The 13,216-nt window shown below is 68.9% G+C and carries 12 protein-coding genes; 11 read left to right on the forward strand and 1 reads right to left on the reverse strand.

The window, feature by feature from the left end; all coding sequences use genetic code 11:
- Positions 1 to 11 precede the first annotated feature (11 nt).
- The 11 genes from dop (at position 12) to ACLBW1_RS19390 (ending at position 12,149) form a co-directional block, all read left to right on the forward strand.
- Positions 12 to 1,511 (forward strand): depupylase/deamidase Dop, encoded by a 1,500-nt coding sequence (dop, locus tag ACLBW1_RS19340; RefSeq protein WP_447813404.1) that lies wholly within the window; start codon positions 12 to 14, stop codon positions 1,509 to 1,511.
- A gap of 141 nt (positions 1,512 to 1,652) precedes the next feature.
- Complete coding sequence (locus ACLBW1_RS19345; RefSeq protein WP_045822788.1) at positions 1,653 to 1,847, forward strand: ubiquitin-like protein Pup; 195 nt, start codon at positions 1,653 to 1,655, stop codon at positions 1,845 to 1,847.
- Positions 1,848 to 1,894: 47 nt separating this feature from the next.
- Positions 1,895 to 2,695: a proteasome subunit beta gene (prcB, locus tag ACLBW1_RS19350; RefSeq protein ID WP_447813405.1), complete on the forward strand. Its 801-nt coding sequence runs from the start codon at positions 1,895 to 1,897 to the stop codon at positions 2,693 to 2,695.
- Complete coding sequence (gene prcA, locus ACLBW1_RS19355; protein ID WP_447813406.1) at positions 2,692 to 3,471, forward strand: proteasome subunit alpha; 780 nt, start codon at positions 2,692 to 2,694, stop codon at positions 3,469 to 3,471. Before prcB ends, prcA begins: the two co-directional genes overlap by 4 nt.
- A 102-nt stretch (positions 3,472 to 3,573) precedes the next feature.
- Entirely contained in the window at positions 3,574 to 4,932 is a 1,359-nt protein-coding gene (gene pafA / locus ACLBW1_RS19360) for a Pup--protein ligase (protein WP_447813407.1), read from the forward strand.
- Positions 4,933 to 4,958: 26 nt separating this feature from the next.
- On the forward strand, positions 4,959 to 5,951 hold the full coding sequence (locus ACLBW1_RS19365; protein ID WP_447813408.1) for a helix-turn-helix transcriptional regulator: 993 nt from the start codon (positions 4,959 to 4,961) through the stop codon (positions 5,949 to 5,951).
- Positions 5,948 to 6,952, forward strand: a complete 1,005-nt coding sequence (locus tag ACLBW1_RS19370; protein ID WP_447813409.1) for a helix-turn-helix transcriptional regulator — start codon at positions 5,948 to 5,950, stop codon at positions 6,950 to 6,952. Before ACLBW1_RS19365 ends, ACLBW1_RS19370 begins: the two co-directional genes overlap by 4 nt.
- Before the next feature lie 81 nt (positions 6,953 to 7,033).
- Positions 7,034 to 7,306, forward strand: coding sequence for a Sec-independent protein translocase subunit TatA (tatA, locus tag ACLBW1_RS19375; RefSeq protein ID WP_447813410.1), 273 nt, complete (start codon positions 7,034 to 7,036; stop codon positions 7,304 to 7,306).
- Between the two features lie 136 nt (positions 7,307 to 7,442).
- Entirely contained in the window at positions 7,443 to 8,393 is a 951-nt protein-coding gene (gene tatC / locus ACLBW1_RS19380; protein WP_447813411.1) for a twin-arginine translocase subunit TatC, read from the forward strand.
- On the forward strand, positions 8,380 to 11,232 hold the full coding sequence (locus tag ACLBW1_RS19385) for a DEAD/DEAH box helicase (protein WP_447813412.1): 2,853 nt from the start codon (positions 8,380 to 8,382) through the stop codon (positions 11,230 to 11,232). Before tatC ends, ACLBW1_RS19385 begins: the two co-directional genes overlap by 14 nt.
- 122 nt (positions 11,233 to 11,354) lie before the next feature.
- Complete coding sequence (locus ACLBW1_RS19390) at positions 11,355 to 12,149, forward strand: DUF4333 domain-containing protein (protein WP_447813413.1); 795 nt, start codon at positions 11,355 to 11,357, stop codon at positions 12,147 to 12,149.
- A 30-nt stretch (positions 12,150 to 12,179) separates the two neighbouring features.
- Here the strand turns inward: ACLBW1_RS19390 and ACLBW1_RS19395 are convergent, their stop codons facing one another.
- Positions 12,180 to 13,127, reverse strand: a complete 948-nt coding sequence (locus ACLBW1_RS19395; protein ID WP_447813633.1) for a 5'-3' exonuclease — start codon at positions 13,125 to 13,127, stop codon at positions 12,180 to 12,182.
- Between the last annotated feature and the right edge of the window lie 89 nt (positions 13,128 to 13,216).

Raw genomic sequence — 13,216 nt, forward strand, 5'->3', positions numbered from 1 at the left:
AGGCTCGAGGCATGCAACGAATCATCGGCACCGAGGTCGAATACGGCATCTCCGCACCCAACGAGGCGGGCGCCAATCCCATCATGACCTCGACGCAGGCGGTTCTCGCGTACGCCGCGGCGGCGGGCGTGCCCCGGGCCAAGCGCACACGGTGGGACTACGAGGTCGAGTCGCCCCTGCGCGACGCGCGCGGTTTCGATCTCGGCCGGGGTTCGGGCCCCGCGCCGATCATCGACGCCGACGAGGTGGGCGCGGCGAACATGATCCTCACCAACGGTGCACGGCTCTACGTCGACCACGCGCACCCCGAATACTCCGCGCCCGAGGTCACCGATCCGATGGACGCGGTGATCTGGGACAAGGCCGGCGAAAGGGTGATGGAGGCCGCGGCGCGCCACGTCGCCAGCGTGCCCGGTGCGCCGAGGCTGCAGCTGTACAAGAACAACATCGACGGCAAGGGTGCCTCCTACGGCACCCACGAGAACTACCTGATGGCGCGCGACACCCCGTTCACCTCGGTGATCACCGGTCTCACACCGTTCTTCGCCACGCGCCAGGTGTTCACCGGCTCGGGCCGGGTGGGTATCGGCCAGTCCGGCGACGAACCCGGTTTCCAGCTCTCGCAGCGTGCCGACTACATCGAGGTCGAGGTCGGACTCGAGACCACCCTCAAGCGCGGCATCATCAACACCCGCGACGAGCCCCACGCCGACCCCGATCGATACCGACGACTGCACGTGATCATCGGCGACGCCAACCTCGCCGAGACCGCCACCTACCTCAAGGTGGGCACCGCGTCGCTGGTGCTCGACGTCATCGAGGGCGGCGTGGACCTGCGTGACCTCGAGCTGGCGCGTCCGGTGACGGCGGTGCACAAGATCAGCCATGACCCGACCCTGACGCAGACCGTCGCGCTGGCCGACGGACGGGAGATGACCGCCCTTGCGGTGCAGCGGATCTACCACGAGCGCTGCGCCGAGTTCTTCCGCACGCGCGGTGGCGACGACCCCCGTGCGCAGCACGTCCTCGACACCTGGACCGACGTCCTCGACCGCCTCGAACGCGACCCGATGGAGTGTTCGGACATCCTCGACTGGCCGGCCAAGCTGCGGCTGTTGGAGGGGTTCCGCAACCGCGAGGGTCTCGCGTGGTCGGCGCCGCGCCTGCAGCTCGTCGACCTGCAGTACTCCGACGTGCGTCTCGACAAGGGGCTCTACAACCGGCTCGTCGCGCGCGGTTCGATGAAGCGACTGGTCAGCGAGGCGCAGGTGATGGACGCCGTGTCGTCGCCGCCGGAGAACACCCGCGCCTACTTCCGCGGCGAATGCCTTCGGCGTTTCGGCGCCGACATCGCGGCCGCGAGCTGGGATTCGGTGATCTTCGACCTCGGTGGCGACTCGCTGGTGCGTATCCCGACGCTCGAACCGCTGCGGGGCAGCAAGGCCCATGTGGGGGCGCTGCTCGACTCGGTCGATTCCGCGGCCGAGCTCGTCGACCAGCTGACCAACTGAGCGCACCCGCCGGTTCGGCGAGGTGGGTGTGTTCCCGGTCGGCCACGCGGGCGCCCCTTTCCGACTTCCGCCCCGGTAGGGTGTCCCTACGGACCTTCCCGACGTTTCGCCGGGTGAGATCGCAGGCTCAAGGAGGCAGCAATGGCGCAGGAACAGACGAGGCGTAGCGGTGGCGGGGACGACGACTCCGGTACCGGGCCCGACACGAGCGCCGGCCAGGAACGTCGCGAGAAGCTCGCCGACGACACCGACGACCTGCTCGACGAGATCGACGACGTGCTCGAGGAGAACGCCGAGGACTTCGTGCGCGCATATGTCCAGAAAGGTGGCCAGTGAGCGATCCGGCCATTCCTCTCGGTCGAGGTCTCTCGTCGTTCCGGGACATGTCCTCGTTCTGTGACCATCTCCGACAGCACGCTCCGGAACTGTTGCCCGACAATCGCTTCGCCGCCACCGGCGCCGAGATGATCCCGCACGGCACCACCATCGTCGCGGTCGACTTCCCCGGCGGGGTGTTGATCGCCGGGGACCGCCGTGCGACCGCGGGCAACATGATCGCCAGCCGAGACATCCGCAAGGTGTTCGTCACCGACGAGTACTCCGCGGCGGGTATCGCCGGCACCGCGGGCATCGCGGTCGAGATGGTGCGGTTGTTCGCGGTGGAACTCGAGCACTACGAGAAGATCGAGGGCATCGGGCTCACCCTCGACGGCAAGGTCAATCGACTGGCCGCCATGGTGCGGTCGAATCTCGGTGCGGCCATGCAGGGTCTGGCCGCGATCCCGATGCTGGTGGGCTACGACGCCGACGGTGTCGACCCGAACCGGCGAGGGCGCATCTTCTCGTTCGACATCGCGGGCGACCGCCACGAGGAGTTCGGCGGCTTCCAGGCCATCGGCTCCGGCTCGGTGTTCGCGAAGTCGGCGCTGAAGAAGCTCTACCGACCCGATCTCGACGCCGACTCGGCCCTGTCGATCGCCGTCGAGTCGCTGTTCGACGCCGCCGACGACGACTCCGCAACGGGCGGACCGGATCTGGTGCGTCGCATCGTGCCCACCGCGGTCATCGTGGGTGCCGACGGCGCCCTCGAGGTGGAGACGGCCCGGATCACCGACGCGGCCCGCGCGGTCATCGCCGAACGGACCGCCGCGAACGACGCGTCGCCCTGGGGAGGTGCATCATGACGTTCCCGTACTACGCGAGCGCCGAGCAGATCATGCGTGATCGCTCGGAGTTGGCCCGCAAGGGAATCGCCCGCGGCCGCAGTGTCATCGTGCTCACCTACGCCGACGGTGTGCTGTTCGTGGCCGAGAACCCGTCGAATGCGCTGCGGAAGGTCTCCGAGATCTACGACCGCATCGGGTTCGCCGCGGTGGGCAAGTACAACGAGTTCGAGAGCCTGCGCAAGGCCGGGATCCAGCACGCCGACATGCGCGGCTACAGCTATGACCGCGCCGACGTGAGCGGGCTGTCGCTCGCCAACGCCTACGCCAACACCCTGGGCTCGGTGTTCACCGAGCAGGCCAAGCCGTTCGAGGTCGAGCTGTGTGTCGCCGAGATCGGCCCGTTCGGCAGCACGAAACCCGCTCAGCTGTACCGCATCACCTACGACGGGTCGATCAACGACGAGACCCGGTTCCTGGTGATGGGTGGCGCGAACGAGGCCATCTCCACGGCCATGAAGGACGGCTACGTCGCCGACTCCGATCTGGCGACCGCTCTCGCGACCGCGGTGTCGGCGTTGGGGACACCGGCCGCACCGGCGAACGGGTCGTCGGCGCCGGCCCCCGAACCGCGGGTGCTCGCCGCGGGCGATCTCGAGGTCGCGACGCTCGACCGCAATCGACCGCGCCGCGCGTTCCGACGCCTGTCGGCCGAGGCCGTGGCGGCCCTGCTGCCGACACCGGCACCGGCCACCGATTCCGACGACACCCCCGACGGCGGATCGACACCGGAGTAGTCGTTCCCGGAGCAAGCGATCGCGGGCCTCGGCGTGCGCCACACGGCGGGCCCGGTCGGCGGGAACCGACCCGCTCACCCCTGCACCGGTAGGGTTGAGCGAGTGGAACGACGAATCATGGGCATCGAGACCGAGTTCGGTGTGACCTGCACTTTTCATGGTCATCGGCGCCTGAGCCCGGACGAGGTCGCGCGGTATCTGTTCCGGCGGGTGGTGTCGTGGGGCCGATCGTCGAACGTGTTCCTGCAGAACGGTGCGCGTCTCTACCTCGATGTCGGCTCGCACCCCGAGTACGCCACCGCCGAGTGCGACAGTCTCATCCAGCTGATCAACCACGATCGCGCGGGGGAGCTGGTCCTCGAGGAACTGCTCATCGACGCAGAACGTCGGCTCGCCGACGAGGGCATCGGTGGCGACATCTACCTGTTCAAGAACAACACCGACTCGGCGGGCAACTCCTACGGATGCCACGAGAACTACCTGGTGGTGCGCGCGGGGGAGTTCTCCCGCATCTCTGATGTCCTGCTGCCGTTCCTGGTGACCCGTCAGCTCATCTGCGGCGCCGGCAAGGTGCTGCAGACCCCGAAGGCGGCCGCCTACTGCCTGTCGCAGCGCGCCGAGCACATCTGGGAGGGCGTCTCCTCGGCCACCACCCGGTCGCGCCCCATCATCAACACCCGCGACGAGCCGCATGCCGACGCCGAGAAGTACCGCCGCCTGCACGTCATCGTCGGTGACTCGAACATGGCCGAGACCACCACCATGCTCAAGGTCGGCACCGCGGCACTCGTGCTCGAGATGATCGAGGCCGGCGTGGCCTTCCGCGATTTCGCCCTCGACAACCCGATCCGTGCGATCCGCGAGGTCAGCCACGACACCACGGGGCGACGTCCGGTGCGTCTGGCCGGGGGGCGTCAGGCCAGCGCGCTCGACATCCAGCGCGAATACCACGCGCGGGCGGTGGAGCACCTGCGCAACCGGCACCCCGATCCCGAGATGGACCTCGTCGTCGACCTCTGGGGCCGCACGCTCGACGCGGTCGAGAGCCAGGACTTCTCCTCGGTCGACACCGAGATCGACTGGGTCATCAAGCGCAAGCTCTTCCAGCGCTACATCGACCGCTACGACATGGACATGTCGGATCCGAAGATCGCCCAGCTCGACCTCGCGTTCCACGACATCAAGCGCGGGCGTGGCGTGTTCGATCTGCTCTCCCGCAAGGGTCTGGTCAAGCGGGTCACCACCGACGAGGCGATCGCCGCCGCCGTCGACGAACCCCCACAGACCACTCGCGCGAAACTGCGCGGCGACTTCATCTCGGCGGCGCAGAAGGCCGGTCGCGATTTCACCGTCGACTGGGTCCACCTCAAGCTCAACGACCAGGCCCAGCGCACCGTGCTGTGCAAGGACCCGTTCCGCAACGTCGACGAGCGAGTCGACCGCCTGATTGCGTCGATGTAGGCCCCCGGTGTCCTAGGCTTTCGATGATGGCCACCACCAAAGTCGAACGTCTGATGAACCTGGTGATCTGTCTGCTGGCGAGCCCCAGGTTCGTGACGGCCGAGCAGATCCGCAGCAGCGTCACCGGCTACGGCGAGCCGAAGACCGACGAGGCGTTCAACCGCATGTTCGAACGCGACAAGACCGAACTGCGCGACCTCGGCATACCGCTGGAGACCGGTCGCGACTCGGCGTTCAGCGACACCGACGGTTACCGCATCAACCGCGACGCCTACGAGCTGCCCGCCATCGCCCTCGATCGCGACGAGGCCGCCGCGGTCACCATGGCCGCCGCGCTCTGGGACACACCGGCGATGGCCGCGGCCGCACGGGGCGCCCTGCTCAAACTCCGTGCTGGCGGTGTCGAACTCCGCTCCGACTCCGCCCTCGACGTCGGCGTCCACAGTGCCGCGCCCCGGTCCATGGGGTCCGAGGCGGTGCTCGCCGCCCTGCTCGCCGCCATCGACCACGGCCGCGGCGTCACCTTCGAACACCGCCCGACCCGGACCCGCCCGGCGACGACACGCCACCTCGAGCCGTGGGGTGTCGTGACCCACCGCGGTCGCTGGTATGTGGTGGGCCACGATCTCGAGCGCGGCGAGACCCGCACCTTCCGGCTGTCGCGAATCTCCGAGCCGGTGGTCGAGACCGATCGGGAGGTGCATCGTCCCGAGGGCCTCGATCTGCGCGAGGTCGTGGCCGCGGCCGTGGGCTTCGGCGACGGCGCCCACACCGGATCGGCGACGGTCTGGGTGGCCGACGGCCGGGCGGAGGGGCTGCGACGGTCTGCGGTGTCGTCGGAACCGCAGGACCGCGGCGGTCGCGCCGGGTCCGCCTTGCGGATCGAGGGGTGGTCGATCGACTCGTTGGCCCGACAGGTCCTCGGGGTCGGCGCCGACGCGGTGGTGCTCGAACCGGCCGAGCTGCGTGACCGGGTGGTCGCGGACCTGCGCGTGCTGGCCGTCGAGGTGACGGCATGACCGCCGCGGCACCGTCGCGTCTGAGCCGCCTGCTGGCGATGGTCCCGTACTTCCTCGCACATCCGGGGACGAGCGCCGACGAGGCCGCGGCCGACCTCGGCGTGACCCCGAAAGAGGTGATGGCCGACCTGAACCAGCTGTGGATGTGTGGCCTGCCCGGCTACACCCCGGGCGATCTCATCGACCTCGACTTCAGCGAGGAGAGCATCCAGGTCACCTTCTCCGCCGGCATCGACCGCCCCCTCCGACTCACCCCGACCGAGGCGTCGGTGCTGCTGGTCGCACTGCGTGCCCTCATCGACATGCGTGGCGTCCTCGACCCCGAGGCCGCGCGGCGGGCCATCGCGAAGGTCGAACGCGCCGTAGGCAGCGCCCGTGATCCCGGTGCCGCGGAGGCGGCCGACGCCGGGGAGTCGGGCACGTCGACGGGGGCCGCGCATGCCGATGTGTCGGCCCCGGTGACCGCCATCCGCGACGCGGTGGTGCGATCGCGGGCGGTGTGGATCCGGTACTACTCGGCGTCGAGGGACGCGGTGTCCGAACGCGTCGTCGACCCGGTGCGGATCGTGGCCGTCGACGGCAACAGCTACCTCGAGGGGTGGTGCCGACAGAGTTCGGGCATCCGCCTGTTCCGTCTCGACCGTGTCGACGAGGCGCGCGTGCTCGACGAGCCTGCGGCCGTTCCCGACGAACCCGATCCCGAGGCGACCCTCGCCCTGTTCAACGCCGACCCGCAGCTCCCCACGGCGCTGATCACCATCGATCCGTCGGTGGTGTGGGTCATGGACTACTACCTCATCGAGCCACTCGACGAGGTGGTCGACGCCGCCCCCGACACCCCGATCCGGGCGCAGATGACCTACGGCTCGGAGGACTGGCTCACCCGGTTCGTACTGGGGTTCGGTGGTCGCATCCGCCTGGTGAACGCACCCGGTGCCGCCGCCGAGGTCACCCGCCGGGCCGCCGACGCACTGGCCGCCTACGACGGTCCCACCACATGACGTCGCAGCTCGGCCATCGTCCCGCGGTCACGAGGGTGATGTCCGGTAGCATCGGCAGCAACCAACACCGGAGGTCTCGACATGGGTGCAATCCAGCCGTGGCACATCATCATCGTGGTGATCGTGTTCCTGATCCTGTTCGGATCGAAGAAGCTCCCTGATGCCGCTCGCGGTCTGGGCCGCTCGATGCGCATCTTCAAGAGCGAGGTGAAGGAGATGCAGAACGACGGCAAGGACTCCACCGCCGAGACCAAGGCCGCCGACCCCGACGCCGACGTCACCCCGCGTCAGATCACGCCGCCGTCGCCCACCGACGCGACCCACGAGACCGACACGCAGCGTCGCAGCGCCTGAGTGTGACGACGGCCGGCTGACCCGTCCGGGTCGACTCGACCGCGCCGGGGTCACCCGGCGAACCGGTGTACTGCCGGCTGCCTCGCCTCCGTCGCAGCCGCCACCGATCGTCATGTGAGGAACCGAGACCCGCACCGTGCGCATCCCACTAGATCCACGCCGTCGTCGTGTGAAGGTGAACCCCGACGGCACCATGTCGCTCGTCGAGCACCTCTACGAACTGCGTCGTCGGCTGCTCATCTCGGTCCTCGCCATCGGCCTGACCACCATCATCGGGTTCGTCTGGTACTCCTACAGTTTCCTCCACGTCGAATCCCTCGGTGAACTGCTGCGTGGTCCGTACTGTGAGCTGCCGGAGAGCGCCCGCGCGACCCTGACACAGGGCGACGAGTGCCGCCTCCTCGCCACCGGCCCGTTCGACCAGTTCATGTTGCGCCTGAAGGTCGGCCTCACCGCCGGAGTGGTGCTTGCGTGCCCCATCTGGTTCTTCCAGATCTGGCAGTTCATCACCCCGGGCCTGCACCAGAACGAGCGCCGCTACGGGATCGCGTTCGTGACCGTCGCCGCGACCCTGTTCGTCACCGGCGCCATCCTCGCCTACATCGTGGTGGCCAAGGCGTTCCACTTCCTGCTCACCGTCGGCGACAACGTCCAGATCACCGCACTCGCCGGCGACCAGTACTTCAACTTCATCCTCCATCTCCTCGTCATCTTCGGCGTGAGCTTCGAACTCCCGCTGCTGGTGGTCGCCCTCAACCTCATCGGGATCCTCACCTACGAGCGCCTCAAGGCATGGCGGCGCGGTCTCACCTTCGGTCTGTTCGTCTTCGCCGCGGTGGTCACCCCTGGTTCGGACCCGTTCACCATGTTGGCGCTCGCACTCGCGCTCACCGTGCTCTTCGAGTTCGCGGTGCAGTTCGCCCGCATCCACGACCGCCGCAAGGCCCGCCGCATCGGCGAGGACTGGGCAGACCTCGACGACGACGAGGCCTCGCCGCTGGACCACCGCCCGGAGAAGGTCGGTGCGTCGACGGTCGCCCACACCCCGGCGCCGGTGCGTGCGGGTGAGTTCGATGACATCCTCTGAGGCCGACACCCCCTGGGGCCCCGAGACAGGTGCTATCACCGACGTGGTCGAACGCCCCCGGCTGCGCGAGTTCACCGACCGACTGTCGTTCTCCCTCGACCCGTTCCAGCGCGAGTCGTGTGCCGCGCTCGAGGACGGTCACGGCGTGCTTGTGTGTGCGCCCACCGGCGCGGGCAAGACCATCGTCGGTGAGTTCGCCGTCCACCTGGCGCTGCAGGCCGGTACCAAATGCTTCTACACCACCCCCATCAAGGCGCTGAGCAACCAGAAGTACGCCGACCTCGTCGCCGTCCACGGCGCCGACTCGATCGGCCTGCTTACCGGCGACAGCTCGATCAACCCCTACGCGCCGATCGTGGTGATGACCACCGAGGTCGTCCGCAACATGATCTACGCGAACTCACCCGCCCTCGACGGTCTGTCACACGTCGTGATGGACGAGGTGCACTTCCTCGCCGACCGCTTCCGCGGCGCGGTGTGGGAGGAGGTGATCCTGCACCTCGACCCCGACGTGAAGCTGGTGAGCCTGTCGGCCACGGTGAGCAACGCCGAGGAGTTCGGCGACTGGATCAAGACCGTGCGCGGCGACACCACCGTCGTCGTCGACGACCACCGGCCGATCCCGTTGTGGCAGCACATGATGGTCGGCAACCGCATCTTCGATCTGTTCGACCAACGCATCCGCCCCGGCGAACGCCCCCAGGTCAACGGCGAACTGACCCGCTACATCAAGCAGCGCGAGATGGTGGAGGACCACCAGCGCGCGCACAGTGGTCGCGGATCGCGCGGACGACCGCAACGTGGGCGACCGACCGGCACCATCTCCCGACCCGACCTCATCGCCCGCCTCGACCGCGACGGCCTGCTGCCGGCGATCGGGTTCATCTTCTCCCGCGCGGGATGCGAGGCAGCGCTCGAACAATGCGTGCGGTCCGGGCTGAACCTGCTCGAGCCCGCGCAAGCCGAACAGGTCGCCGAGGTCGTCGCACGCTACACCGGCGAGTTCTCGCCGTCGGACCGCGAGATCCTGCGCGTCGACAGCTGGGAGAGCGGCCTGCGGCGCGGCCTGGCCGCACATCACGCGGGGATGCTGCCCGCGTTCCGGCACGCCGTGGAGGAACTGTTCGTCCGCGGACTCGTCCGAGCGGTGTTCGCGACCGAGACGCTCGCACTGGGCATCAACATGCCGGCCCGGTCGGTGGTTCTCGAGCGACTCGTCAAGTTCAACGGTGAGTCCCATGTCGATTTGACCCCCGGCGAGTTCACCCAGTTGACCGGTCGCGCCGGGCGGCGCGGCATCGACGTCGAGGGCCATGCGGTGGTGGTGTGGATGCCCGGCCTCGACCCGACACGGGTCGCCGGTCTCGCCGGCGCGCGCACCTTCCCGCTCCGCAGTTCCTTTGCGCCCGAATACAACATGGCGATCAACCTCATCGGCCGCCTCGGGCTCGACGGCGCCAAGAATCTCCTCGAACGATCGTTCGCGCAGTTCCAGACCGATCGCTCGGTGGTCGGCCAGCACCGACAGATCGACAAGGCACGCGGCATCCTGCGCAAGATCGACACCGAACTCGTCGGCCGCGCAAGCGGTCTCGGCATCGACCCGGGCCGTCTCGCACCCGACGAATCGGTCGGTGACGCGTCGGCATACGAGGGTTTCCTCGGATACATGACCCTGCGGGAGGACATCCGCACCCGCGAACGCGACCTGAAGTTCCACAAGCGGATGACCCTGCAGGCCAACACCGTCGACGAGCTCTTCGGTCTCAAGCGCGGGCACGTCATCGGCCTGCACGGCGGCCGTCACCGTGGTCTGGCCGTGGTCCTCGAGCCGGCCAACGACCGCCGCGACCCCAAGCCGCTTGTCCTGTGCGAGGACGGTTGGGCCGGCCGGGTCGGCGTCTCGGACTTCCTCAACCCACCCGAGGTGGTCGGCAACATGCGCCTTCCGCGGCAGGTCGACCATCGCACGGGTCGTGGGCGGCGCGATCTGGCCTCGTCGCTGCGCAACACGGGCCTGTCGGTGCCCAAGGGGCGCAACACCAAGCGGTCCCCGGCCGCCGACGACGGTGAACTGGCCGATCTGCGCGCCCGACTCCGTGCGCACCCGGCCCACGAACTGTCCAGCCACGACGAACTGTTCCGGCTGGCCGAGCGGCGTAACCGTTCGCTCCGCGAGATCTCGAATCTGACGTCGTCGGTCGACACCCGGACCTCGACGCTGAGCGTCACCTTCGACCGCATCGTGGCCGTGTTGACCGAACTCGGCTACCTCCTCGCCGACACCGACCCCGAGGGTGCGCCGCGGACGGTGGTCACCGAGTCCGGATCCACCCTGAGCCGGGTCTACAGCGAGAGCGACCTGCTGATCTGTGAGTGCATCCGCGCCGGGGTGTGGGACGCGTTGACGCCACCGGAACTCGCCGCGGTCGTGTCGTCGGTCGTCTATGAGTCGCGGCGCGACACCTACTCCGGACCCGACCTGGTCACCGGTAACCCGACACTGCGCGAGACGCTCTCGGCGACCCACAAGCAGTGGCGCACGTTGTCGGCCCTGGAGAACCGCCACGGGGTCGGGGTGACCCGCGAGCCCGATGCGGGGTTCGCCACCGCGATGTACACGTGGGCGTCGGGCCGATCGCTCGGCGAGGCGTTGGCCGTCGCGGGGGAGCGTGGTCGGCCACTACCGGCCGGTGACTTCGTCCGGTGGTCGCGGCAGGTCATCGATCTCCTCGAGCAGATCCGTATGAGCGCCGGTGCCGAGGGGCGCCTGGCCCGGTCGGCGAAGTCGGCCGTCGGCTGCATCAAACGCGGTGTCGTAGCGGTCGAACTCGGCTGATCAGACCCCCGCGAGGCACGGGTGCGCAGGTCCCGGAGACGACCGGGGTGTGCGGTATCTTCGGACCGAGCACCGACGGTGGAGCATCGTCGCGCACACGTATCGACTTGCGGAGGGCACCGATGAGCGACCCCCAGAATCCCGGCAGTCAGAACCCCGGCGGGCAGCGACCGGGTGACGACGCGCCCGGCGGACAACCCTGGGGACCACCCGCCTACGGTCAGCCCTACCCGTCGAACCCGAACCCCTACGGCCAGAACGCCCCCGACGGCAATCAGTACGCCCCGAACCCCTATGAGGGGCCTGCGCAGGGGTACGGCGCGGGTCCCTACGGTCCACCACCCGGCGCCCCCTACGGTGCACCGCCTTCCGGCGGTCCGGGGTACGGCGCCCAGGGCCAGGGAGGTCAGGGCTACGGCTCCCAGGGTTACGGCTCGCAGGGCTACCCGGACCCGAACCAGGCCCAGCAGCAGAACCCGTCCGCGCCGTGGAATCCCCAGTACGGTCAGCAGCCGTACGGTGCACCCCAGCAGACCGCCCCGGGTGGTCAGGACGGCGACCAGTTCACCTCGATGAACCGTGCGCCGCGCAACCGCAGGCCGATCCAGATCGCCGTCGTCGGCGGTGTCGTGGCCGTGGTCGTCGTGGTGCTCGCGATCACCGCGTTCGTCGCACCCGGGTTCGCGCTCACCAAACAGCTGTCGCAGTCGGCGGCCGAGTCAGGCGTGAAATCGATCCTCGAGAAGGACTACAGCGCTACCGACGTCTCCGCGGTCAGCTGCCCGTCGGGTACCGACGTGAAAAAGGGTGACACCTTCACCTGCACGGCGACCGTCGCCGGTGCGCAGCAGAAGGTGACGGTCACGTTCCTCGACGACGACGGCACCTACGAGGTCGGACGTCCCAGCGCGAACTGACCTGCGATCGGGCGGGATTGCGACGTCGCCTCAGAAGCGTTCGTCCCACCCGAAGGCCTCGGCCATGCGGTTGACCGACGATCCGATGCCCAGTTCCTCGACCAGGGCCCCGAGCGCCTCGCCGTCGGCCGGCGCAGACGGGACAAGTCCCTCGGTGTCGCCGTCGACGGTCGCATCGGTCCGGACGAACACCACCGTGCGCGCCGCGACCAGATAATCGGCCGCGTCGACGATCGAGGCGCGGATGCGCGGCGAGATCGCCTTGTCGCCGGCGCGCGCCGCCTCCTCGATACCGTCGAGGGTCTCGAACTGCGCCAACAACTTCGCAGCCGTCTTCTCACCGACACCCGCCACACCGGGCAGCCCGTCGGACGGGTCGCCGCGCAGGATCGCCAGCTCGGCGTATGCCGTGCCGGGACGCCGCGGTGGCACCGAGTAGACCTCGGCCACCTCGGCGGGACCGAACTTCTCGGCGCGGTTGACGCCGCGGCCGACGTAGAGGACCCGAACCTCGACCGGGTCGTCGGTGACGACCTGCAGCAGATCGCGGTCGCCGCTGACCACCACGACGGGATCGTCGGTCTCGGCGTCGGCCAGGGTGCCGATCACGTCGTCGGCCTCGCATCCCGGTGCGCCCGACGACGCGATCCCGGCCGCGGCGAGGACGGACATGATCATGTCGACCTGAGGGGTGAGGGTGTCCGGCACCTCCTCCACGAACTCCTCGCCCTCCGCGGCGGGCACCGTCTCGGCGACGCGGTGCGCCTTGTACGAGGGGATGAGGTCGACCCGGAACTGCGGACGCCAGTCGTAGTCGAGACAGACGATGAGCCGGCGCGGTGACTCGCGCGTGGCGAGCACGGCGATCATGTCGAGGAATCCCCGCACCGCGTTGACCGGTCGCCCATCGGGCGCGGTCAGTTTCTCGGGGAGCCCGTGGAACGCGCGGAACCACAGACTCGCACCGTCGAGGAGCATCACCGGGGCAGCCATGGACGACACTGTGCCAGATCACGGCGGGTGCGCGGTGCAGCGATCCGCGACGCGACGGGCGGTGACCTACGGTG

This window comes from Williamsia sp. M5A3_1d, from assembly GCF_053345315.1.

Bases quoted from the DNA above. Each gene is read 5' to 3' on its own strand.
- ACLBW1_RS19390 (WP_447813413.1), top strand. From the start codon at position 11,355: ATGAGCGACCCCCAGAATCCCGGCAGTCAGAACCCCGGCGGGCAGCGA.
- dop (WP_447813404.1), top strand. From the start codon at position 12: ATGCAACGAATCATCGGCACCGAGGTCGAATACGGCATCTCCGCACCC.
- ACLBW1_RS19370 (WP_447813409.1), top strand. From the start codon at position 5,948: ATGACCGCCGCGGCACCGTCGCGTCTGAGCCGCCTGCTGGCGATGGTC.
- ACLBW1_RS19345 (WP_045822788.1), top strand. From the start codon at position 1,653: ATGGCGCAGGAACAGACGAGGCGTAGCGGTGGCGGGGACGACGACTCC.
- ACLBW1_RS19385 (WP_447813412.1), top strand. From the start codon at position 8,380: ATGACATCCTCTGAGGCCGACACCCCCTGGGGCCCCGAGACAGGTGCT.
- prcA (WP_447813406.1), top strand. From the start codon at position 2,692: ATGACGTTCCCGTACTACGCGAGCGCCGAGCAGATCATGCGTGATCGC.
- ACLBW1_RS19395 (WP_447813633.1), bottom strand. From the start codon at position 13,127: ATGCTCCTCGACGGTGCGAGTCTGTGGTTCCGCGCGTTCCACGGGCTC.
- prcB (WP_447813405.1), top strand. From the start codon at position 1,895: ATGTCCTCGTTCTGTGACCATCTCCGACAGCACGCTCCGGAACTGTTG.
- tatA (WP_447813410.1), top strand. From the start codon at position 7,034: ATGGGTGCAATCCAGCCGTGGCACATCATCATCGTGGTGATCGTGTTC.
- ACLBW1_RS19365 (WP_447813408.1), top strand. From the start codon at position 4,959: ATGGCCACCACCAAAGTCGAACGTCTGATGAACCTGGTGATCTGTCTG.